20 protein-coding genes and 1 pseudogene are annotated in these 21,752 nt (G+C 57.3%); 9 read left to right on the top strand and 12 right to left on the bottom strand.

The annotated features are described in order from the left end of the window. Nucleotides 1-18 precede the first annotated feature (18 nt). Nucleotides 19-390: a PH domain-containing protein gene (locus tag HZ99_RS22900; RefSeq protein ID WP_038446290.1), complete on the top strand. Its 372-nt coding sequence runs from the start codon at nt 19-21 to the stop codon at nt 388-390. Nucleotides 391-532: 142 nt separating this feature from the next. Here HZ99_RS22900 and ribD read toward each other — a convergent pair whose 3' ends face one another. The 11 genes from ribD to HZ99_RS22840 form a co-directional block, all read right to left on the bottom strand. Continuing rightward, complete coding sequence (gene ribD / locus HZ99_RS22895; protein WP_115284106.1) at nt 533-1,627, bottom strand: bifunctional diaminohydroxyphosphoribosylaminopyrimidine deaminase/5-amino-6-(5-phosphoribosylamino)uracil reductase RibD; 1,095 nt, start codon at nt 1,625-1,627, stop codon at nt 533-535. Between the two features lie 7 nt (nt 1,628-1,634). Beyond that, on the bottom strand, nt 1,635-3,527 hold the full coding sequence (locus tag HZ99_RS22890; protein WP_080727747.1) for an aminotransferase class I/II-fold pyridoxal phosphate-dependent enzyme: 1,893 nt from the start codon (nt 3,525-3,527) through the stop codon (nt 1,635-1,637). Nucleotides 3,528-3,626: 99 nt separating this feature from the next. Then, nucleotides 3,627-4,283, bottom strand: a complete 657-nt coding sequence (locus HZ99_RS27445) for a LicD family protein (RefSeq protein WP_051903233.1) — start codon at nt 4,281-4,283, stop codon at nt 3,627-3,629. Beyond that, the gene (locus HZ99_RS27440) at nt 4,280-5,227 is read right to left on the bottom strand and encodes a class I SAM-dependent methyltransferase (protein ID WP_080727746.1); all 948 of its coding nucleotides are present in this window, start codon (nt 5,225-5,227) and stop codon (nt 4,280-4,282) included. The genes HZ99_RS27445 and HZ99_RS27440 overlap by 4 nt, the downstream gene beginning before the upstream one ends. A gap of 21 nt (nt 5,228-5,248) precedes the next feature. Then, on the bottom strand, nt 5,249-5,797 hold the full coding sequence (locus tag HZ99_RS28125) for an NADPH-dependent FMN reductase (protein WP_080727745.1): 549 nt from the start codon (nt 5,795-5,797) through the stop codon (nt 5,249-5,251). Nucleotides 5,798-5,817: 20 nt separating this feature from the next. Beyond that, nucleotides 5,818-7,161, bottom strand: coding sequence for an MATE family efflux transporter (locus tag HZ99_RS22865; RefSeq protein WP_115284104.1), 1,344 nt, complete (start codon nt 7,159-7,161; stop codon nt 5,818-5,820). A 35-nt stretch (nt 7,162-7,196) separates the two neighbouring features. Then, nucleotides 7,197-8,081 (bottom strand): formylglycine-generating enzyme family protein, encoded by an 885-nt coding sequence (locus HZ99_RS22860; RefSeq protein WP_051903226.1) that lies wholly within the window; start codon nt 8,079-8,081, stop codon nt 7,197-7,199. A 149-nt stretch (nt 8,082-8,230) separates the two neighbouring features. Beyond that, nucleotides 8,231-9,913 (bottom strand): WD40 repeat domain-containing protein, encoded by a 1,683-nt coding sequence (locus HZ99_RS22855; RefSeq protein WP_051903224.1) that lies wholly within the window; start codon nt 9,911-9,913, stop codon nt 8,231-8,233. Continuing rightward, a complete protein-coding gene (gene ribA, locus HZ99_RS22850; RefSeq protein WP_038446278.1) occupies nt 9,910-10,530 on the bottom strand; it encodes a GTP cyclohydrolase II RibA in 621 nt (206 codons plus the stop codon). The genes HZ99_RS22855 and ribA overlap by 4 nt, the downstream gene beginning before the upstream one ends. Before the next feature lie 178 nt (nt 10,531-10,708). After that, entirely contained in the window at nt 10,709-11,311 is a 603-nt protein-coding gene (locus HZ99_RS22845; protein ID WP_038446276.1) for an acyl-homoserine-lactone synthase, read from the bottom strand. A gap of 196 nt (nt 11,312-11,507) precedes the next feature. Beyond that, on the bottom strand, nt 11,508-12,227 hold the full coding sequence (locus HZ99_RS22840; protein WP_038446274.1) for a helix-turn-helix transcriptional regulator: 720 nt from the start codon (nt 12,225-12,227) through the stop codon (nt 11,508-11,510). A gap of 319 nt (nt 12,228-12,546) precedes the next feature. Between HZ99_RS22840 and HZ99_RS22835 the strand changes: the two genes are divergently transcribed. After that, on the top strand, nt 12,547-12,921 hold the full coding sequence (locus tag HZ99_RS22835) for a VOC family protein (protein ID WP_038446272.1): 375 nt from the start codon (nt 12,547-12,549) through the stop codon (nt 12,919-12,921). 145 nt (nt 12,922-13,066) lie between these two features. Then, nucleotides 13,067-13,344 (top strand): annotated as a pseudogene (locus tag HZ99_RS22830) (iron-containing alcohol dehydrogenase); the annotation flags it as partial. Nucleotides 13,345-13,539: 195 nt separating this feature from the next. Here the strand turns inward: HZ99_RS22830 and HZ99_RS22825 are convergent. Next, nucleotides 13,540-13,923 (bottom strand): c-type cytochrome, encoded by a 384-nt coding sequence (locus HZ99_RS22825; protein ID WP_038446268.1) that lies wholly within the window; start codon nt 13,921-13,923, stop codon nt 13,540-13,542. A gap of 185 nt (nt 13,924-14,108) precedes the next feature. On the opposite strand from HZ99_RS22825, the gene HZ99_RS22820 reads away from it, so the two are divergent. The 6 genes from HZ99_RS22820 to HZ99_RS22795 all read left to right on the top strand — a co-directional run bounded on the left by HZ99_RS22820 (nt 14,109) and on the right by HZ99_RS22795 (nt 21,623). Continuing rightward, nucleotides 14,109-14,828 carry an SDR family NAD(P)-dependent oxidoreductase gene (locus HZ99_RS22820; protein WP_038446265.1) on the top strand — a complete coding sequence of 240 codons (720 nt, stop codon included), beginning with the start codon at nt 14,109-14,111 and terminating at the stop codon, nt 14,826-14,828. A gap of 183 nt (nt 14,829-15,011) precedes the next feature. After that, nucleotides 15,012-15,389, top strand: coding sequence for a response regulator (locus tag HZ99_RS22815; protein ID WP_038446263.1), 378 nt, complete (start codon nt 15,012-15,014; stop codon nt 15,387-15,389). Between the two features lie 198 nt (nt 15,390-15,587). Further along, the gene (locus HZ99_RS22810; protein ID WP_038446261.1) at nt 15,588-16,202 is read left to right on the top strand and encodes a biliverdin-producing heme oxygenase; all 615 of its coding nucleotides are present in this window, start codon (nt 15,588-15,590) and stop codon (nt 16,200-16,202) included. After that, nucleotides 16,199-18,442 carry an ATP-binding protein gene (locus tag HZ99_RS22805; RefSeq protein WP_038446259.1) on the top strand — a complete coding sequence of 748 codons (2,244 nt, stop codon included), beginning with the start codon at nt 16,199-16,201 and terminating at the stop codon, nt 18,440-18,442. Before HZ99_RS22810 ends, HZ99_RS22805 begins: the two co-directional genes overlap by 4 nt. Before the next feature lie 97 nt (nt 18,443-18,539). Further along, complete coding sequence (locus HZ99_RS22800) at nt 18,540-20,459, top strand: alkaline phosphatase D family protein (protein WP_038446258.1); 1,920 nt, start codon at nt 18,540-18,542, stop codon at nt 20,457-20,459. 150 nt (nt 20,460-20,609) lie between these two features. Beyond that, the gene (locus HZ99_RS22795) at nt 20,610-21,623 is read left to right on the top strand and encodes a diguanylate cyclase domain-containing protein (protein WP_038446255.1); all 1,014 of its coding nucleotides are present in this window, start codon (nt 20,610-20,612) and stop codon (nt 21,621-21,623) included. The last annotated feature ends 129 nt before the right edge of the window (nt 21,624-21,752 follow it).

Below are 21,752 nucleotides of genomic sequence, written 5' to 3'. Positions count from 1 at the left end.
CACCACCAGGACCGTCCAATGATCGACTTCAACAACAAAGGCTTCTTTAAACTCAAGCAAAACAACGAATACGCCGAACGCGTTGCATCGCTGCTGCTCGATGACGAACACGTGGTGGATGCCTACAAAGCCATGCGCGACGGCGTGGTGTTCACCACCAAGCGCATCATCGCCGTGAACGTGCAGGGCATCACCGGCAGCAAGAAAGACTTCACCTCCCTGCCCTACAAAAACATCGTCGCGTATTCGGTGGAGACCTCCGGCACGTTTGACCTGGATTCGGAACTGGAGATCTATTTTTCGTCGCTGGGCAAAGTTAAGTTCGAGTTCACCGGCAAAACCTCGATTGTTGAAATTTCCAGGCTGATCTCCAAACACCTGTTGGGATGATCGGCTGGCAACCCCTGTGGTTTACCCCATGCACCGTTGACTCAGCGGGCGTACGCAATAAAACCTGGGCGTGCGCGGCTGCAAAGCCGTCACCGCAGCCTTAGAGCAAATCGCCCGGGCTCTCCGAGCCTTGCGGAACGGTTCACGCCGGCCGCGCAATCACACAAATATCCTCCCCCAATGGCCTGACGCTGGTGAATTCAAGCTTCATCGCGTCCCCCAGTTTGTCGATCGGCCACGCCAACGCAGGTTTGGCCGAAGACCCCAGGAACTTGGGAGCAATATGGAAAATATATTCATCCACCAGGTTCAAACGCGCGAACGCAGCCACCAGACGCGAGCCGGCTTCGATCAGCACCTCGTTGGCCCCGCGCTTTGCCAAGGCCTTGAGTAACTCTTCGAGCGGCACCTGCCCATCGACCGCGTCAAACATCAGCAACTCCTGGCCCGCGCCAGGATCGGCCAGTGACGTTGAAGTGGTCGCCACCAACGCCGGGCCGGCGGTGAAAAAGGCAGCGTCACGGGGCACCCGTCTCTGGCTGTCAATCAACACCCGCAGGGGCGGTCGCTCCATGGCCAGGCAGGCCTGGGACTCTTCCAACGGCAACTCGGCCTTGCGGATCGTCAGCCGCGCCTGATCACGCAACACCGTGTCGGCACCGGTGATGACGGCACTCGATTGCGCCCGCAAGCGCTGGGTTTCTGCCCGCGCCGCCGGCCCGGTGATCCACTGGCTTTCACCGTTGTGCATAGCAGTCCGGCCATCCAGGCTGATACCCATCTTTACCCGTACCAGTGGCAAACCTGTGACCATTCGCTTGATAAACCCTCGATTGAGTTGCCGCGCCTGTTGCTCCAGCAGGCCGAACGCAACGCTGATGCCGGCAGCACGCAGGCGCCTGACGCCCTGGCCGGCAACCTGCGGATTGGGATCGACCATAGCGATAACCACCTGCTTCACTCCCGCCTCGATCAGCGCATCGACACAAGGCGGGGTGGAGCCAAAGTGGCAGCAGGGTTCCAGCGTGACATAAGCTGTTGCGCCAGCTGCGGCGGCGCCTGCCTGGCGCAAAGCATGCACTTCAGCATGGGCCTGCCCAGCCCTGACATGCCAGCCCTCGCCAACAATGCCCCCCTGATTGACGATGACACACCCGACTCGCGGGTTGGGGCTGGTGGAATACAGGCCCAACTGTGCCAGCTCAATAGCCCTTTGCATGCAATCCATCGGGTTCATGGGGCCATCACTCGCTGAAAGCTGCATCTTGGCTGGGGGTCGTACACGTCAGCCTGACGCTGGCCCGAACGGCCGGCGTGTAATCGTCTAAAAGCAACACGTGTTTTAACGCGTCAATCAGCCTGCCGTTTTGCTCGCGATTCCTGGAGGAAATGCGCAGGTACCGATCGGCGTCATCCATCACTTTGCCGCTGCATTCCTTGATGAAGATGCTGAAGTCATCAACCAGTAACGCAGCCAGCTCCAGGGCCGACGGGTAGCCCGGCCGCAACCGGCATAGTACAAAGTTGCTGGCGGTGGCAAACACCTCAAGGGCCTCGATTTCACGCAGTTGCATAACCAGGTCATCCGTTTCGTGTCGCACCTGGGTGCAGCTGGCGGCATATTCTTTACGGTATTGCGGAAGGTTGAGCATGAACTCCTCGGCAAAACCGTTGATGTTCCAGATCGGCAGTTCCTTACGCAGGGCGTCCAGCCAGCCCTGATCCGCACTGGCCGCATAACCCAGCCTCAGGCCGCCAATACCGAAGGTTTTGCTCATGCTTCTCAACACGATAATTCTTGGAAAAGCCAAGAGGTCGTGGAGCACCGACTGATCGCACCCATCGCCAGCAAAATCGAGAAATGATTCGTCCACAATCAGGTAGGGCGCCTGATCCTGGGTGCGTGCGTAAAGTTCCAGGATCGTGTCCTTGGGAATCAGTCCGCCCGTGGGATTATTCGGCGTCACCAGCACAATCGCATCCGGCCTCTGTTGCTCGACAACACGCAACGTGTGCTCGATATCCAGTGCAAACTGGTTTTTCGCGGTCAACCTGACGGTGGTGACACGCTCCACGGGGAAGGCATTGGCGAACTCATTGAACGAAGGCTCGAACACCAGCACTTTGCCGCTAACAAGCCTGGGCAACAGGCGAATGATCTCCGAGACGCCATTGGCAATCACCAGGTTTTCGGTAGGCACCCCCAGGAAGTCCGACAATAGCGGCAGGCTCGCACCGGCCGAGGCTGGGTAGTTGAGGGCAATGTCAGCGAAGCGGTCAACCATCAGCTTCTTCAAGCCCGCAGGCGGGAAGTGCAAGTTATAGATCAGGGCGTGATCGGTCACGGGAAAACGCCAATACCCTCCATGCTGGCTGGAAAGCAACGCATGTTTGTGCTCGGAGAACTGATAGGACGCGATACGCAGGTCGTACAAGTTATCTATTTCAATCCAGGTGCCGGGGTCGACTTCAATGACCTTGAACCCCATGCCCTGCGCACATGCCGTTTTGAAGGTCACTTCGTAATAGTCATTGACCCGGTTGTCTTTGACGTTTCGCTCCAGTTCACCGATCAGATAGTTTTTGCAAAAATCGGCGGATAAATAATAAATATTGGCCGTTTTAAGTGGCCTATCGGCGGTCAGATGATCATCGGCCTTGCTGCTACCAAACTGACGGATCAGCCCATGGGCATCCACCTCGGCAAAAGTGCCCTCCATCAATGGCGTAAGCGGTGACACGACTGCCAGGCAGTCGCGACCGCTGTGTGCGTCCAATGCCGAAATCACCGAAGCGCGAAAGAAGATATCCCCCTCCAGCAACGTGACGCCCGCCTCGCCTGCCAGTTCATCGCAAGCCAGGTACAACGAATACAAGTTGTTGGTAGTTGCCCACTCTGCGTTTTCGATAAACCGCACCGTCACCGGCAACTCCAGCGCCGCTACAAAAGTCCGAATCTTCAGGCCTTTATAGCCGATCACCACAACCACTTCCTGGTAGCCCGCTTCAACAAGAATATTAAGTGCGTTAGCCAGAATACTAAGGCCGTTGACCTCAGTCAGTGGCTTGGGAATAGAGTCAGAGGCACGCCCAAGGCGAGACCCCATGCCTGCGGCAAGGACAATAGCTTTTTTCATCACAGTTCACCTGTTGCAGAGCAAAAGCGAAGTAGCGAAATCTGTTGATAACCCGCAGGCGCCCTGTGACGCCGGACTATCAACAAGGATGACCTGGGTTCAGGCCCGGGTTTTTACAGCACACCGAAAGTCACTCAGGGTCACTTTTTCGGTGTCCAGGTCCACTTCATACCGATGATCAAACCCCTTGGCCGCATGGCTATTCCATTCATGACCGTACGCACGCTCCAAATAGCGCCGGGATGCCAATGCGTCGGGAGCCGGCAAATCCAGATGCCCAAAAGGTGTCGCGACTCGCGAGTGCCAATCTTCCACGGACAGGTACTCGCGGGGCCAGTTTGCCAATGCCAAGGGGCTGGTATAGCGAAGGTGCCCATCCAGTTCGGACAATGGAAATATATCCACAGACGGATATAAGTAATCACGATTGTTCTCTTCTGGCATGGAGATGCCCGTCATAGGGAACACCTTATACCCGCCCCATAGTTCCCACGGTTGTTTACTGAGGCGATAACCCCGTTGGGCAAATTGCTGCTCCAGGGAAAAGAACTTCTCGGTATCCGCTTCAAGAATATAGAGATCCGCATCATCGTCCCAAGGAATCAAGCCGGTGTGGCGTACAGCCCCCAACAAAGTACCCGCCGCCAGGCAATATTCGAGCCCATTGGCGCTGAACACCTCGTCGATGACTTCAAGTCCATCGTAGATCTGATCGACAAATGCCTGGGGGGTCTTTCCAAGTTTTGATTGGCTCATATCCCTTTCCTTCTGGCAGACAACGCGCGAGTGAACACCGTAGTGGCTTGCTCTGAAACTATCTCGAAACCCAACTCATCCAAGAGCCGCGCAAGTTGTTCCCGGCCATAGACTCTCGCCCCGCAGTTAACAAGCATATCCAACGACATCAAGGCGCCTACTTTTGTCTGGGTATCGAATTCATTGATGACCAGCACGCCGTCGTGTACCAGGCCATGGCACATATTCGCCAGGATCTGCTTGGCCTCGGTTTCGTCAAACCCCATCAACAGGCGCGAGGTGACAATACAATCAGCCTCTATCTGTAACTTACCGAGCACGATGTCATGGGGCAGGAAGTCCACATCAAACCGTTCATAACGACTCAGGTTGCCCTTGGCGATGTCCAGGGTTTTCGCAAAATCCACCAGCGTGTACTTCAGATGTGTCGCCGTTTCCAGCAACTGCTCGATCAACAACCCCGGGCCGCTTCCCACATCCACGATATGCTGCGGTTCGTGGGCGAGTAACACTTGGGCCAAGCGCTCATTCATATCGCCGACCCCCTGTTGCATGGCGGCGGCAAAATTGCTCTGCCGGTCGTAGGCAAACGAGGTGGCCTGCCCAGGCCGGAAGAAATCCTCTGCCACCGACCAGTTCGACCAATGGTTGGCGTCCAGCAACAGCAGGTTGGCGATCGACCCCTCGGTATCAAGGCGCAGGGTGGCCCGAAGGTCTTGCGCAACCCTGTAGCGCAAGCCTTGTTTGCTCAGGACATTGAGCTGCACAAGGGTTTCCAGGAGGATCGTTGTAGAAACACGATGCAATTCAAGCCGGGCAACCAGTTCGTCAATCGTCAGGTCTTCCTGGCAAAGTTCTTCAAACAGGCCTGCCTGTACCGCGAACATGACGGCTCGAGCCGCCCTGAAGTTGAACACCAACTGGTGAAGTTCTTGTGGTTTCATAGTCGATTCAGCTCAAATTGATTACATGCCGTAACTGATCGCCGCACCAACCCCCAACAGGTCCGCACGAACAGCCGAAAGTTGACGCGCGTACAACTCCAGCATTTGCACACAGGCGCTGATACGCCGCCCCAGGCCTGGGTAGGCACTGCTGCTCATATCCGCGCCAAAGTTATGCACATCACGAATAATCAGGTGATCCGGCATGTAGCAGATTTTTGTATTTTTATAAGTAGTCGCGCGTAGATCGAGCACCGGATAACTCCCCCCCAAGCCGCTGGAAATGGAAACAATCAAGGCCGGCTTGTGCGCCAGTACCGGGTACTCGCTGGAAATAAAAAACTCCTTCAACACCGGCGGAGCCATACCCGAATGTTCCGGCACTACAACAATAAAAGCCTCGGCCCTGCTTGCAAGCTCATGACTATGCGAGCCCACTGGCTGTGCTGCCAGGTTCAAGACTGTCGGTGTAAATACTGAGTAGTCACGTACATAACTTTCCAGAATCTTGCTCACCCTTGAACTTTGCGAATCCATTCTTGGGCTGCCAGCGATAATCAGCACTTCCATAGTCGCCCCTTCGTTAACGATCAAATAGTTTCCATCGGCCGGTGTGGCGCTTTCGGCATGGAAAGGGAGCAGCGGGCATGTTTAGCCACCCAAACCGCCAACACAGCCCCCAGCAGATTCAACGCCAGCAGCATCAGCAGGGCCAGATTGAAATCGTTGAACAGATAGCCCACCCAATAACAACCAGTGTGAAGCAGCAGGACATACACCCCATCAATCGCCATGGCCGTCCGGGCTCTTTCAATCGCTGGCAAGCCATGGACTGCCAGGTACAGCATGCCCCTGCCGAATACCGTGATCGGGATGATCATCAAGTACGTCACCACAAAGGGCAGCGCCTCTTCATACCCACCCAACATGAAACGAGCCACGGGCCCGGCAAAGACAATGAACGGCAATGCCACGGCGGTTTGCCACATCAGGACCAGCCCATAGCCGGACTTGAAGATCATCCCTACCTGGTCATGGCGCTGTTGAACGTATGCCTTGCTCAACAGCACCGTGGTGACCGCAGACACCCCCCAAACCGGAATCATGATCAAGGGCTGCAGTTTTGAAATAACCCCCATGGTTGCCACTTCTGCGTCTCCCAGTTTCGAGATCAGGTAAGTGGCCACGATTCCAGAGATCGGCCAGAAGGTCGCCGTGGAGCTGGTCACCCAGGCCAGTCGGGAAATGTTCAGGGCCGCCTGGAGCATCTTGCCCATCCCCAGGTTGCGGGGACCGGTGGCCCGGGTGCGCCTGACGCCAAAGTAAATGCACACAAGCGCACCACCGGCTTGTGCCAGCCAGGCGGCATACACCGAGCCGACCAGACCGAACCCGGCGAAGCCACCCACGCCAAACATCAGCAGTGGATCGAGCACAATGTTCATCAGGCAGACCACCGCTACCACGATGGCCTGGGTCTTGAACAACGACAGCCCCCGCAGATACGCCGTGGAAATAGCAAATGTGAGGGTAATGATGAAGCCGTAAAGCCACGTCTTTAAATAGCCTTCACTTTGCTCATAAATGGAGGGTGCCGCCCCCATCGCACCCAGCACGGCCTCAAGGTTCAGGCCTGCCCCCAGCAGCACGACCCCGTAGACCGCAGCACCGATAAGCAGGCCGGGCAGCAGCACATCGATGACGGTATTGCCCTCGGCCCTTTCCTGCCCCTTGGACACATGAACACTGATCGCCAGGGCAATGCCCATGGCAATCGTGTTCATCAACCACATGAAAGGGCTGGCCAGGCTTGCCGCCGTCAGTGGTTCATGACCGAGGTGGGCGATGAACACCATGTCGATGGCATTCGCGACCATCAGGGCACTGAACGACAACATGGTGTGCATGGCCTGGCTGTTGATATCTCTGCTCAACCGCCACCCGTCCGGGCCCCCGGATGCTTGCTGTCTCACTCGGCGACCACCCGAAAGCCCACGGCATACAACGAGGCATAGGGGGTAATGCTCAATCCATGCCGCCGGGAAACCCGGCAAAGGTCGGCAAAACGACCAAAACAACCGCCCCGGGTGATTCGATAGGTCGGCCGGTTCTCAGAGATCAAATCGTCCATGACAAAAGGACCATTGGGGTACGCGTCGTAATCATTCGAGGTGTATTCCTCGACGTTCCCGCCCATGTCCATAAGGCCGAAGGGCGACGCGCCCTGAGGGAAAGCGCCGACCGGCGTCGTGGACAGCAGGCCCAGCTCGGCGGTGTTGGCGTTTTCGGTCCGGGCCCGATTGCCCCAAGGGTATTCAAACTTCCCCGCGCCGGCGGCGTACTCCCATTGCGCCTCGTCAGGCAAGCGCACAGTCCTGCCGGTCTTGGCCGACAGCCAGGTGCAGAACGCATCCGCTGCGCTCGCACTCACCGAGTACACCGGATGGTTGGCGTAGTGCAGCGGAAACGCCCGCAAAGGCCAGGACGTAGGCACCTGCGCGTTGGGGCAATCCTGTAGAAACGCCAGGTACTCCAGGTTGGTCACCGGATACTTCGAAATATTGAAGCCTGCCAGGGACACTGTATGCCGAGGTACCTCCTTGAGAATCCAGTCGCGAATGACCCCGACATCGGCATATTCACGCACGACGGCATCGATTTGCGACTCGTCGATACCAATGCGTGCCTCACCTGCGGGAATAGCCACCAAATGATTCAGCGCCCCTGCAACGATCCTCGGATCGCCCTTGATCGCCAGTTCCATGCCCAACTGCAAACGCCGGGACAAGTCCGTCGATTCCTCGAAACGGCACAACAACGCCGCCGCCTCTGGCGTTTCTCGGAAACGATTCATCCGCTCCAGCGTTTCGAGCAACCCGGTTTGAGGTTGATAAGCCGCAGGTTGTTCACAGGGGTCGAGCGGCGATGTGACCGTACACTTCTGTGCAACCACTACTTTTTCTCGTGCATTCATTGTTGTAAGTCCACGCTGAAAATTGAAGGTCAGCCAAGCTCGACGGCATAAATGCGCCCGTCATAGGACGACGCCAGGAAACGCTGTTTTTCGTCATCCCAGGAGAGCGAAGAAATACCGGCGGCACTGACTTTGCGCACATTGCCCAACCACTGCCCGGCCTTGCAGTCGTAAACATCGACGGTGCCGCCATAACTGCCAGTGGCGATAAAGTTGCCGTCGTCGTTCGACGCAATGCACTTGATGGAGTGGGTATGGCGGCTGGGAATCGTCGCTCTCGGTTCGCCCCATAACTTGAGGGTCAGATCCCGGGAAACCGTGGCAACACCATTCGCATAGGAGCAGAGGTCATTCAATATGCCTTCATGGGCATGGGTGATCTTGTTGACCACTTCATAAGAACGGGTATCAGTGACGCCGATTTCTCCATCGGCACACCCGGTGTAAAGGCAGTTGCCATGCAACGAAATACCCTTGATCGCGTTTTCATGAATCTTGTGGCAAGACACAAACTCCAAGTGGCGATCGTTAACTTTGAAGATGATGATATCGCCGGAATAACTCCCCACCGCCAGGCGCTGCTCGCCATCGACCTCAAAGTTCACCCCGCAGTTGAGGGGCGCGTGATGGGCATAAGCCACACGGTTTTTCAGCACATCAAACACCTGTCCGGTCTGCCCGCCACAGACCAGGACCGGGCCGGTCTTCACCACAAAATTGCACAGCGACTGTGGCCCGCCCATGTCTTTGCCATCGGCCTTCAACAGACCGGCATCGCCAATACTGTAGATAACCCCGTCTGCCGCATGGACCGAGTTCAAGCTGGCCGAGGGTACGAAGCCTTCGAGATCCCAGTGGTTGCGGGCAATATCCCAAATGGCAAACGTAGAACCAAACGTCGCGAAGTAGATTTTGTCGCGGCTTTGAAACTCCGCCGAGCGTGCCCAGATTTCCTTCGGATACTCCGAACGTTTCCACTCCACCAGGGTGTGCCCCTCGATCGACCACAACACCGCGACCCCGTCATACCCCAGGCTCAGCAGGCTATTGTCGAACTTTGACTTCACCAGTTTCTTGACGCTGGAGCGGTGCCCTTTATAGGAACTTAAAACTGTATCGCCACTAATCACCTGCAGCTCACCGTCATTATTACCAACGATAAAAACCCCTGCCGACAGGGTCACCAGGGCGTCCATGTCGTGACCTTCAGTCTCTTTGATGGCCAGGCAATCTCCCGTGCTCGCCTCCCAGGCGCGAATGGTCCCATCGGTACCGCAGGATAAAAGTTGCTGGCTGTCCGCCGTCCAATCGAAGCTCTCTACCAGGCCACTGTGGCCTTGCATCTTGCAGATGAAGTTTCCATTTTTATGGTGCACCGACAAACTGCTGTCGTAAGAGCAACTGGCTATTTTTTCACCATCGGGAGAGAACTTGGCCTGCATGACGTCATCACTGTGGCTGGTCATGACGCATTGCAATTTAAACTCAGGCACGCTCCAAAGCCGGGTCGAACCATCGCTGCTGGCTGTTACTAACAGGCTGCCGTCAGGGGAAAAATCACAGTAGTTGGCCAAGTGATCATGCCAGCCGCGCTGCAAGGGTTGGCGTGTTTGAGCATTCCACAAAATAATCTGGTTATCGTAGCCTGCCGTCGCAATGTACTGCTGGCCAAACAATGAGAGACCACTGATAGGTGCCTGATGCTGAATCATTGAGAAACCCCCGCCTGTGCAGTGAACTGGTGATTGGTGACTTCAATCTTTGCTTTTATATAACCTTCGTTATGCTTGCCGATGTGCATGGACGTAGACTTGACCTCGGAAATCTCGATACCCAGATTTCTCAACTGCAACTCTTTTTCCGGGTTATTCGTCAGCAGGATTATTTTCGGGCACCCCAAGGCTTGCAGCATCTGTGCAGCATCAAAGTAATCGCGCAAATCATCCGCGAAGCCGAGCATATTGTTGGCTTCATAGGTATCCACGCCTGAATATTGTTGCAGCGCATAAGCTTCCAGCTTTTTATACAAGCCGATGCCCCGCCCTTCCTGACGCAGGTAAATCAAATAGCCACCCACTTCATTAATAAGGCGTAGCGACTCTGAAAGTTGATCCCCGCAATCACACTTCATGGAGTGAAAAATATCACCGGTCAAACATTCGGAATGCAGCCTGACCAACGGAAGCCTGCGACCATCTGCCTTGAACCCGCCCAGCCGAATAGCAATATGTTCAACAGGATCTTTCAAATCGTCGAATGAAATGAAAGTGGCAACCACTTCACTGTCCAACATGAGCGGTATATCGACTTCCTTAATAATCGTAGCCATTTTATTTTTCCCTGGACGACAGTTATTCGGCAAGGCGATTCGCCCTGCAGTTTTTATAGGAAGAGTACATTCACCAAGACAAGCCAAGCCGGGCACACCACTTCTAACAACTTGAAGTTTCGTACTCTGAATACCGATGCCGAGCGCTGGCTATGGCCGCCGCCCTACGGACGACTAACTACTGCAACGTAGCGCCACAACAACTTTTGGGTACACCAAAGAGCGCACGTTGAGTCATCGCGCCCAAGTCAATTTCAAGGGCAATCGCTTTTTCCTTGCCTATGACACGTACTGGCCCAAGCCGGGTGATCACCAGGCCAGCCCTGATCAGCATCCGCTCTACCGCAACCGTTGTAACCGTCACATAACGCTGGATATGTTGTTCGATGCCATAGGCAACGATGGCCTTTACGGCCTCCAGGGTAAAGTCGGAAAACCCCTTGTTGCCGGGATATCGAGGTGTCACGGCAAATCGACTGAGCTCCCATACCTGGGAAGAAACCGGCGCTGGCCGCCCTTCGAGCAACTCGGAGAACGTATCCCTGAGCATATAAGGACCCGTCGTCGGCAATAGACGCCAGCACCCTTTGATTTCACTGCCTCCGCCATCCTTGATCAGCATATAGAGGGGTTCCAGCGCGTCATAACCATCGATTTCCATATCGGCAATGATTGCAACATCCCAGCCCTTACGCTTTTTAAAAACGTCTGCGCGCAACCGATGCATGGCACACAGTTGTTCACTGTCTATTTCATCCCGCCGGCCGATTGTGAAATGCACTGGATTCCCTTCCCTACGAACACTTAAACCTCAATCTATCCGCCTTCACAGAACCGTCATACTAGTAGGGTAACCAGTTGCAACAGTTTTGGATCCAATGCATGATGCGCGGTTGTTCCCCTGAAAAAGCCGCAGATAACCCGCCGACCTTGAGGCCAGAGCGGGCGTTTGAACCTGTTATAGGAGATGAATGGCCCTAGAGGCTGATCAGCCCGAGCGAAACAGCTTTCACGGCGGCAGCCCGGCGGGACGCAACACCAAACTTGGTATTGATGCTCGCGAAGTGATAATTGATATTGGCTTCCGAACACCCGCAGATCCTGGAGATATCCCAGGAGCTTTTCCCGACGGCACACCACTTGAGAATCTCCTTCTCACGAGTCGTCAGGGAAATCACCTTGGCTCCCGTTAACTTGCTCGAACTGTCCAAAGCACTTTGCAAAATGACATCTTTAAGAATAGATAACTTCGGAATCATCGCATTGATATGCCGGGACGTTCCCGCAATGTCCTGGGCATCAACCGCGAGGCTGAAAGTGCCGAACTGGCCCTGAGGCCCGTGCAGGGGAAACGTTATCCCCCTGGAAAGTCCATACGCGCTGGCTTCTTCGCGAAACTCACGTTGGCGGGGTGTGCAATACAACGATTCGTCCCAGACAACTGGGCGCACGTTTTGGAATGAATAAATAACTACCGGATCGATAGTTGCATAACGCAACTGGTCATATCGATTTCGCCAGGCCATTGGGTAGTTACTGACAATCATCGCCGCACTCAATTCGGCATCATATTTGGGCAGCAAGCCGATCAAGACTTTGGAAAACCCGTACTTGTCGTTCATTTTTTCGATGGCTGAAAACCACTGTTCCTGGGTTTCCAATCCATTCAACCGCACAAGTTCATCAATAAAATCCATTTTATGATCACCTTAGGTGTTGTAGTAATTACCCGGCCAGCAACAGACGGATCCCTAATAATGACGGCTATAAATACGACTTTAAATTATGGCCAATTGCACTGATGCAATAGCATCACCTTGCGCAGTCAAGACAAGTACCTTGTTGCGCCTGTCTCTCTACGAAAATCCTGGCATACCTGCACGCTCACCGCTCCTGATCTAGCCTGATCATTGCTGATCGACGAAGAGCAAGCTAGCTGAGGTATACGACCTTCGCAAGCACGCGGGCAGTCAGCGGTTACCGCAGGACTTTTCAGTGCCACCTGAGGATTCAACGATGAATATGAATCAAGTGACCTTGCCGGTGACGGATATGCCGGCTTGCGTCGCGTTCTATCTAACGCTCGGTTTTACCCAGATAGTCTCCACCGATCATTACGCCAGATTCTCGTGCCCCGGCAACGGTGCGACGTTCTCCTTATCCCTGGTTGAAACCACGGGGGGCAACAACGCAGTGATCTACTTCGAGCATGAGCCACTCGATAGCTGGGTAAATGATCTGATCAGCAAAGGCATAACCTTCGATCAAATGCCCACCGACATGCCCTACCTGTGGCGCGAAGCAATCTTGCATGACCCATCGGGCAACTGCGTCAAGCTCTACTGGGCAGGTGAGAACCGCTTGAACCCACCCTGGAAGATCATCAGCTAAAAAAACCTGGGCACTGCCTCAGTGCCCAGCTGCCTCTCCCACTATCGGCCCAGCCAATCCATCCCCCCAATCTATCGATTTGAGCTATCCCCACCCTCCCCCGACTATTGGCGCCACTTCCAACAACAAAAACCAGGAACCCGCCATGACCGCCCGACTCCACAACCCGGTAGACACCCGCTTCGGCTGGGGTTGCCTGCAAGATCTGGCCAGTATCACTGCGCAGCAAACCGTTGCCCTCGTCACCTTCCCGCAAGCCCGGGAGCTGGGCTTGGTCGAGCGGATCCAGGCATTGCTGGGCGAGCGCTTGGTATATGTGGTCGAAGATGTGCAGCCCAATTCCGATGTCGCGCAATTGCGTGAAACCTACGAGCGCTTCTGGCAGCACGCCGGGGCTGTGATGGGATGCTAGCCGTCGGTGGTGTTACCCAGATGTTTGAAGGGGCACGGCCCCATTGCCTGATCGATACCATCGTGGGCCTGCCTGCGATGATCGACGATATCAAGTCACGCCTGTCACGCTGGGAAACACCACAGGGCAGTTGAAATCGATGCCACCCCTTGCGGTGGATCATGTAGAGGCAAGCCGGCTCCTACAATGGATTGGGCTGTATCCGGCTATTGCACCTGGAAGGTTTCCAGGTAGGCCAGCAAATTCTCGATCTTCTCCTGATCGCTGATCCCCCAGAAAATCATGCGAGTACCGCTCACCACTTTCTTCGGGTTCTCGATATAGGCCGCGAGCGTTTCCCGCGTCCACACCACGCCCGAGTTTTTCATCGCATCGGAATATTGATAGTCCGCCGTGGTGCCCGCCAGCCGTCCGATCACCCCATTGAGCTGCGGCCCGAAGCCACCACGCGCATTCAGCCCGACACTGTGGCAACCACCACAGGTCTTGGTGAACAGCCTGCCACCGGCCTCGGCATCACCTGCCGCCGCAGGCTCAGTGTTCAAAAGCGTAGCGATGAGAAGAAGGGTCAGTAAGGCAGCGGCTTTCATCAGGGGCTCCAGGTCAGCGGCGACAGGCAACAGAGGCGTCAATTATGCCTGCTGTTTACTTGCCCTCGCCCAGGTTGTTGCATCGCCTTCCGGCAAAACATTTAGATACAGCCATTCAATTGCCATCACTCTCGCCCTCTGCTTGCATGCGCCTTCCCATCAGCACGTCAGTTAAGGAGAGATCGATGAGAACCATGGTGGTCGGTGCAAGCAAGGGGTTGGGCAGGGCATTTATGGAAGGCCTGGGCGGCGTGGGAGATACCTTGGTGGGTGTCTCGCGCAGCCGTCCCGCCAACCTGGTATCCGCTACCGGCGCCGAAATGCTGTGGGTGGAAGCCGACCTTGGCCAGCCAGCGCAAGCCGCGCCCCTCATCGAGCAGGCGGTGGCGCAGGACGGCCTGGATACGTTGATCTATAACCTGGGCATCTGGGAAGAGCGGGCGTTCGATGAAACCTACAGCTTTCTCAAGGACCAGGACACGCAGCTGCAAGCCATTGTCAGTTGCAACATCACCGCGCCTCTGTTGCTGATCAAGCGCCTGCTGCCGGTGCTACTCAAGAGCCCGAACCCACGCATCATCCTGACCGGCTCGACTTCGGGCCTGCCCCAGAGCGGGCGCCCGGAGGTCACGTTCGGCGCCTCGAAATTCGCCTTGCGTGGCATGGCCGATGCCCTGCGCGAAGGCTATCGGCACCAACGCCTGGGCGTGACCTGCCTGAACCTGGGCTACCTCAATACCGACGATCCGTTGAGCACTTCCAGGCAGCAGGCCGAACAGCGCGGCGACGGGCAACTGATCCCGGTACACGACGTGGTACAGGTGGTGCGCATGGCCTTGAGCCTGTCCTCGGCCAGCTTCGTCAAGGAACTGACCTTGCCGGCCCTGCTGGATGAGCGTTTCTGACGCCATTGATGAACCGCACACCCATGGCGTTGACCCGGGGGTGTGCCAACGGGTAGCCCCCATGCTCAACAACCGCTGAATAGCACCGCAAAATGACCATCCATCGAATACAAAACATCCAATCGAACCTATTCCCTGGCAAGCAACTCCACCTTACTCAACCCGGATGGTGGAGTAAGGATCATGGCTCGGCCATCGATACTGGTATTGGAAGACGACGCGATCATTCGTGCGCTGATGGTGGATGTGCTGGAGGAGTTCGGCGCTGTGGTGACCTCTTTCCCTTCGGCCGATGAAGGGATGATTTTTCTTGAGAGGAGCAATAACCCAGTCGACCTGATTGTCAGTGATATCCAGATGCCCGGCCTGCTCAACGGGTACGACATGAGCAAGGTCGTGGCCCATCGCTGGCCATCCTTGCCGGTGGTGCTGACCTCTGGCAACACCGTCATGGCCGCGCAATTGGGCAGCACGGTGAAGTTTTTGCCCAAGCCCTGGAGCACCGAGCGGCTGCTCGACTGTGTGCAGGCAGCATTGGTAAAGGGGGCATCCCAGCACTGATAGCATCGCAACATCGCGACAATCGAACTTCGCGACTCAGTGTGAGGTCTGTTTTTGAGTTGTCAGTTTTTTCTTATTGCAGCATTAGATTTTTCACTATGACTTCTCAGACATGGACTACGTGACGTATAAAATCGTTGCCCCCTCACCCACATCTCAGCCATGGACCGCCCTGGCCGACCCGTTCGAGCTTGCTGCATGCATTTACCGGCCCATGACGTCAAGGTGCCCCCCCTGCTTGAAGCCTTGCGTTCAGGCACAGCCCAACTCCATGTGGCCCTGGAAAAACGCTTGCCGTTCTTTTCCCCGATGCTCGATACCGATGGGTATCGCCGCTTGCTTGAGGCGTACTACGGTTTCTACCAGCCGATGGAATCACAGTTGTACGACAGCGGCTTGATTCCTGTGGGATTCGACCAGAAGCTGCGGGTGAAAACGCCGACCTTGCACCGTGACCTGATTGCCTTGGGCCTGGCCAGGCAGGCGATTGCCGCACTCCCCCTCTGCCCTCGCCTGCCACGTCTCGACACACCGGCCGCCTGCCTGGGCACGCTGTATGTGCTGGAAGGTGCGACCCTCGGCGGCCAGGTACTGCGCCGGGAAATGGCCCGCAGCCTGGCGCTGGACGCCAGCAACGGCGGTGCCTTTCTCAATGTGTACGGCGCCGAGACCGGTCGGCGCTGGAAAGACTTTCTCGACTACCTGGGCCATGCCCCGCTGGACGGCCCTGGCCGTCAGCAGGCGGTGGATGCGGCCTGCTCGACATTCAGCTGTTTTGAGCAGTGGCTCGACAGCCAGGAGGTACTGCTATGAAGCCCGATGACTTTGAAGAACTGCTGGCCAACTGCGCCGACGAGCCGATCCGCTTTCCCGGCGCGATCCAGCCTCATGGCGTGCTGCTGACCCTGCGCGAACCGGACCTGCAGATTGTCCAGGTCAGCGCCAACGTAGCCAGCCTGTTCAATCACCCGCCCGACGCCCTGCTCGGCCAGCCACTGGATACACTGCTGGGCGCAGAAAATGCCCACGCCGTGCGACAGATGGCCAGCCAACCCAGCTTTATCGACGCCCCGGCACTGCACGTCACCCTCGCCGGTGGCCAGTTCGAGGGCCTGTTGCATCGCCACCAAGGCGTGCTGGTGCTGGAGTTCGAGCCGCTGCACAAGCACTTCCAGCCCAAATTCCAGAATGGCCAGGCCAGCAACCTGGGCAAGATGTTGCAACGTTTGCAGTCGGCGAAAACCTTGCAAGCTTTGTACGAAATCAGCGTGAGTGAAATCCAGGCCATGACCGGCTATGACCGGGTGCTGATTTATCGCTTTGAAGAGGAAGGTCACGGCCAGGTCATCGCCGAAGCGTCCGCGCCGTCCATGGAGTTATTCAACGGCCTGTTCTTCCCAGCGTCCGACATCCCGGAACAAGCCCGCGAGTTGTACCGCACCAACTGGCTGCGGATCATCCCCAATGCCGACTACGAGCCGGTGCCGCTGCTGCCCAAGCTGCGCCCGGACACCGGTCAACCGCTGGATCTGAGCTTCGCCACCCTGCGCAGCGTGTCGCCTATCCACTGTCAGTACATGAAGAACATGGGGGTGCTGTCGTCCATGAGCATCTCGCTGATGAAGGGCGACACATTGTGGGGCCTGATCAGTTGCGGCAACCGCGAGCCGCTGCATGTGCCCAACGACCTGCGCACCACCTGCCAGACCATCGGCCAGGTGCTGTCATTGCAGATCAGTGCCATGGAAGCCCTGGACATCAGCCGCCAACGTGAAGAAAAGGTCGAGGCCCTGAGCGTACTTAACCGGGCGATGAGCAGCTCATCGGACACCGTATTCGACGGCCTGGCTCAATGCCCGCAAGTGCTGATGGACCTGGTGCAGGCCGGTGGCGTGGCGATTATTGAAGGCCAGCAATTGCACCGCTACGGTAGCTGCCCGGAGCCGGCGCAGATCCGCGCCTTGCACAAATGGCTGCAGGAAACCGGGCAACCGGTATTTGCCAGCCACCACCTGTCAGCGCTCTACCCGCCCGCAGCCGACTACCAGCCAGTGGCCAGCGGGGTCCTGGCCATGAGCTTGCCCAAGCCAGTGGACAACGGCGTGCTGTGGTTTCGCCCGGAAGTCAAAGAGAACATCCAGTGGAGCGGCGACCCGAAAAAACCGCTGGCCCTGGAAAACTCCGACACAGGCCTGCGCCTTCGCCCGCGTACCTCGTTTGAAATCTGGAAGGTGGAAATGGCCGGCATCTCCACCAAATGGAGCCCCGGCGACCAGTTTGCCGCCAACGATCTGCGCCGTTCGGCCCTGGAAAACGACCTGGCCCGCCAGGTCCTGCGCGAACAACAGGCCGTGCGCGCGCGGGATGAGCTGGTGGCGGTGGTGTCCCACGACCTGCGTAACCCGATGACCGTGATCTCGATGCTGTGCGGCATGATGCAAAAGGCTTTCAGCTCCGATGGCCCCCACACCTCGCGGCGGATTTCCTCAGCCATCGACACCATGCAGCAAGCCGCCGGGCGCATGAATGTGTTGCTCGAAGATCTGCTCGACACCTCAAAGATCGAAGCCGGCCGCTACACCGTCAAGCCGGTGCCGCTGGATGTCGGCCAGATCTTTGAAGAGGCCTATTCGCTGCTCGCCCCTCTGGCCCTGGAAAAAGGCGTTGCCCTGTCGTTCAACGCCGAACCCGGCCTGCAGATCAACGCCGACCCGGAGCGTTTGTTCCAGGTGCTGTCGAACCTGATCGGCAACGCTATCAAGTTCACCCCGCGCCTGGGCAACATCGGGATTTCGGCCATGAGCAATGGCGAGGAGATTGTCTTTGCGGTGCGTGACTCCGGTGAAGGCATTGCGCCTGAGCAACTGCCCCACGTGTTTGATCGCTATTGGACCCTGACCGAAAACAACCCTACGGGCAGTGGCCTGGGCCTGTACATCACCCAGGGCATCGTCAAGGCCCATGGCGGGCGGATCGAGGCCGAAAGCGAATTGGGGCGTGGCAGCGAATTCCGCTTTACCGTGCCCAAAGTGCCGAAACAATCGCACATCTGATCTGGCATGCCGTGGCAAGCCACCTGCTGCTTTGACAAAACACCGACATCCACTGCGCTAGCCTGTGCAGTCCACTCCCGCATAGAGCCCTGTTTTCATGCTGCAACCCGACCCATTGCCCGCCGTCCTCGCCGGCCCCTTGCTGCGCCGCCTGGAGCCGGGGCGCCTGGTGTTGTGGCTGGTGGGCAGCCGTCCCCTGGCATTGACCCTGCGGTTGCAGTTCAACCAGCACGAGTGCGAACAGTCCCTGGATATCGACCTCGACGCCACCTGCTGTCAGGTCATTGCCGTGGGCCGCGCAGCCTTTATCCATCTGATCGATGTGCCGCTGGCCACGCCGCTGCCCCAGGACGTGCCCATCAGCTACGACCTGCTGATCAATGATGAAACCGGTATCGCCCACTGGGCGCCGCACCTGCTGTACGCCAATGCCCAGACCCCGGATTTCATCCTGCACAGCCGTATCACCCAGCTGCTGCACGGTTCTTGCCGCAAACCCCACCATCACGCCGATGAAGGCCTGCTGTGCGCTGATCGCCTGCTGGGCGAGGACCGCAGCCTGGCGCAGCGCCCGGCCCTGCTGATGATGAGTGGCGACCAGGTGTATGCCGACGACGTCGCCGGGCCAATGCTGCGCGCCATTCATGGGCTGATTGCGCGCCTGGGCCTGTTCGATGAGCACCTCGATGGCGCCGTTGTGGACGACAGCACCAGGCTCTACGACCATCCCGCCAGCTACTACCATCGCGCCGACCTGTTGCCGGCCCTGGAGAGCAACGAGACCCTGCGCGAACGCTTTTTTGGCGGGGTGAAAAAACCGATCTTCACCAGTAGCACCGCCGACAACCACTTGGTGACCTTTGCCGAAGTCGTGGCGATGTACCTGTTGGTCTGGTCGCCGACCCCCTGGACCCTGATCGCCCCACAACCTCCCACACGGCTGACGCCGGAAGAACAGGCACGCTACGCCCGCGAACAGGTACCTGTGGATAAGTTTCGCGACGGCCTGGGTGGGGTGGCCAGGGTGTTCGCCCACGTGCCGTGCCTGATGATTTTCGACGATCACGACATCACCGATGACTGGAACCTCAGCGCCCAGTGGGAACAGACCGCCTACGGCAACCCGTTCTCCAAGCGCATCATCGGCAATGCCTTGCTCGCCTATATGCTCTGCCAGGGCTGGGGCAACAACCCCGATGCCTTCGTCCAGCTCGTGGAAAAAACCCAGGCCCTGACCGCTACTGCCCAAAACCACACCCACCCTCTGCACGCGCCCGCCCAGGACCAGTTGCTGGAAGAGCTCCTGAAGTTCCAGCAGTGGCACTACGTGCTGCCAACCACTCCCGCGCTGGTGGTCATCGACACGCGCACGCGGCGCTGGCGCAGTGAGTTCACCCTCAAGCACCCTTCAGGCCTGCTGGACTGGGAGGCCTTGAGTGAACTGCAACAGGAACTGCTCGATCACCCTTCGGCGATCATCGTGTCACCCGCACCGATCTTCGGCGTCAAGCTGATCGAGACGGTGCAGAAGGTCTTCAGTTGGTGCGGTTACCCGCTGTTGGTCGATGCGGAAAACTGGATGGCCCACCGTGGCGCCGCGCAAGTGATCCTGAACATCTTCCGCCACTCACGCACGCCGGGGAACTACGTGATTCTGTCGGGGGATGTGCATTACTCGTTCGTCTACCAAGTGCTTATTCGCCATCGCAACGCCGGACCGAATATCTGGCAGATCACCAGCAGCGGTATCAAGAACCAATTCCCCCCCCGCCTGCTGGAATGGTTCGATCGCCTCAACCGCTGGCTCTACTCCCCGCGCTCGCCCCTGAACTGGCTGACCCGACGGCGGCGCATGCAAGTGGTGCCGTATATCCCGGAACATGCCGAAGCCGGCGAACGGCTGTGGAACAGTGCTGGCATCGGCCAGGTATTTTTCAACGAGCAGGGCCAGCCTGAGGCGATATACCAGCACAACGCCAATGGCGCTCCACCTACGCGCATGGTGGAACCTCAATAGCCTGGACGCCGCGAATAATGGCATTTAGCCACAACTCGACAGCCTCTTCTAAGCAGACACACCTCGTTGTAAAGTACGCCCAGCCACGGAGTATCGGCGTTAACACCTGACTGGCCACAGTGAGCCAGCATCCTCGCAGGGAGCGCGCAGATGGGCGATACATCCGATATGGATCCGTTGAAAAGCGAGCTTTTCGACATCAATGCCGACCTGGCCCACGCCATCATGGAACTGGTCAGCGATGGAATCTGGGACTGGAATGCCAACACCGGGTTTGTCTACCGCAACCCCGGCTGGTACGAAATGCTCGGCTACGATCATCACTCCCTGGAAAATACAGTCTTCACCTGGGAAAGCGTGATCCACCCCGACGATTACCCTTATGTGATGAAAGTCTTCGACGACTACATCAACAGCCGCACCCCCCACTATCAAGCCGAATACCGCTGCCGGAAAAAGGACGGCACTTGGCTGTGGATCGAAGACCGCGGCTACATAATCGCCCGCAATGCCGATGGCTCAGTGTGGCGCATGGTCGGCGCCCACCGCAGCATTCATGAGCGCAAGCGTTCCCTTGAACAACTTGAGCGACGCAACCAATCCCTTGAAGCGCTGGTAGCCGAACGCACCCGCGAACTGTCCCGGGTCAACCAGCAACTGCAGTTACAACTGGACGAAAACCGGTCCCTGGCCGAGCGCGATACCTTGACCCGTATCGCCAACCGTTATCGCCTGGAAAAAGCCTTGCTCGAAGAGTGCGAACGCGCCCAGCGGTTTCGCCTGCCGTTGGCAGTGATTGCCATGGATGTCGATGACTTCAAGTCGATCAACGACCAGCACGGGCACGCCGTGGGCGATGCCACCCTGTTGCAGGTCGTCGAGCGCCTGGAACAGTGCGTGCGCCAAGGAGACCTCCTGGCGCGCTGGGGTGGCGATGAATTCATGGTGATCCTGCCCAAAAGCACGGTGGAAACCGCCAAGGCACTGGCTGAGCGCATCCGCCTGGCCGTCATCGACTTACCCCCCGTGGGCGAATTCAAGGTGACCTTGAGTTTGGGCGTGGTACAACGCCTCAATGACGAGTCCCCCGCCAACCTGATGGCCCGGGCAGACCAGGCGCTGTACCGGTCCAAGGCCGCGGGCAAGGACCGGGTTTCGCAATAAAGGCGATAGTGCAACACACCTGAGTTGTAGGAGCCGGCTTGCCGGCGATGAGGCCAGTGAACTATGCGGTGCACGTTCAGCCGCCATCACCGGCAAGCCGGCTCCTACAGGTTTTGCGCGGCTTGCTTG

The sequence above is a fragment of the Pseudomonas fluorescens genome (genome assembly GCF_000730425.1).
Classification (GTDB): Bacteria; Pseudomonadota; Gammaproteobacteria; order Pseudomonadales; family Pseudomonadaceae; genus Aquipseudomonas; species Aquipseudomonas fluorescens_X.
This window is presented reverse-complemented; position numbering and strand designations above follow the sequence as displayed.

Excerpts from the sequence above, each read along its gene's own strand:
- ribA (WP_038446278.1), bottom strand. The coding sequence starts at position 10,530 with ATGGCTACGATTATTAAGGAAGTCGATATACCGCTCATGTTGGACAGT.
- HZ99_RS22840 (WP_038446274.1), bottom strand. The coding sequence starts at position 12,227 with ATGGATTTTATTGATGAACTTGTGCGGTTGAATGGATTGGAAACCCAG.
- HZ99_RS22825 (WP_038446268.1), bottom strand. The coding sequence starts at position 13,923 with ATGAAAGCCGCTGCCTTACTGACCCTTCTTCTCATCGCTACGCTTTTG.
- ribD (WP_115284106.1), bottom strand. The coding sequence starts at position 1,627 with ATGAACCCGATGGATTGCATGCAAAGGGCTATTGAGCTGGCACAGTTG.
- HZ99_RS22820 (WP_038446265.1), top strand. The coding sequence starts at position 14,109 with ATGAGAACCATGGTGGTCGGTGCAAGCAAGGGGTTGGGCAGGGCATTT.
- HZ99_RS22810 (WP_038446261.1), top strand. The coding sequence starts at position 15,588 with ATGCATTTACCGGCCCATGACGTCAAGGTGCCCCCCCTGCTTGAAGCC.
- HZ99_RS22805 (WP_038446259.1), top strand. The coding sequence starts at position 16,199 with ATGAAGCCCGATGACTTTGAAGAACTGCTGGCCAACTGCGCCGACGAG.
- HZ99_RS22815 (WP_038446263.1), top strand. The coding sequence starts at position 15,012 with ATGGCTCGGCCATCGATACTGGTATTGGAAGACGACGCGATCATTCGT.
- HZ99_RS28125 (WP_080727745.1), bottom strand. The coding sequence starts at position 5,797 with ATGGAAGTGCTGATTATCGCTGGCAGCCCAAGAATGGATTCGCAAAGT.
- HZ99_RS22860 (WP_051903226.1), bottom strand. The coding sequence starts at position 8,081 with ATGAATCGTTTCCGAGAAACGCCAGAGGCGGCGGCGTTGTTGTGCCGT.
- HZ99_RS22900 (WP_038446290.1), top strand. The coding sequence starts at position 19 with ATGATCGACTTCAACAACAAAGGCTTCTTTAAACTCAAGCAAAACAAC.
- HZ99_RS22855 (WP_051903224.1), bottom strand. The coding sequence starts at position 9,913 with ATGATTCAGCATCAGGCACCTATCAGTGGTCTCTCATTGTTTGGCCAG.
- HZ99_RS27445 (WP_051903233.1), bottom strand. The coding sequence starts at position 4,283 with ATGAGCCAATCAAAACTTGGAAAGACCCCCCAGGCATTTGTCGATCAG.
- HZ99_RS22795 (WP_038446255.1), top strand. The coding sequence starts at position 20,610 with ATGGGCGATACATCCGATATGGATCCGTTGAAAAGCGAGCTTTTCGAC.
- HZ99_RS22835 (WP_038446272.1), top strand. The coding sequence starts at position 12,547 with ATGAATATGAATCAAGTGACCTTGCCGGTGACGGATATGCCGGCTTGC.
- HZ99_RS27440 (WP_080727746.1), bottom strand. The coding sequence starts at position 5,227 with ATGAAACCACAAGAACTTCACCAGTTGGTGTTCAACTTCAGGGCGGCT.
- HZ99_RS22800 (WP_038446258.1), top strand. The coding sequence starts at position 18,540 with ATGCTGCAACCCGACCCATTGCCCGCCGTCCTCGCCGGCCCCTTGCTG.
- HZ99_RS22890 (WP_080727747.1), bottom strand. The coding sequence starts at position 3,527 with ATGAAAAAAGCTATTGTCCTTGCCGCAGGCATGGGGTCTCGCCTTGGG.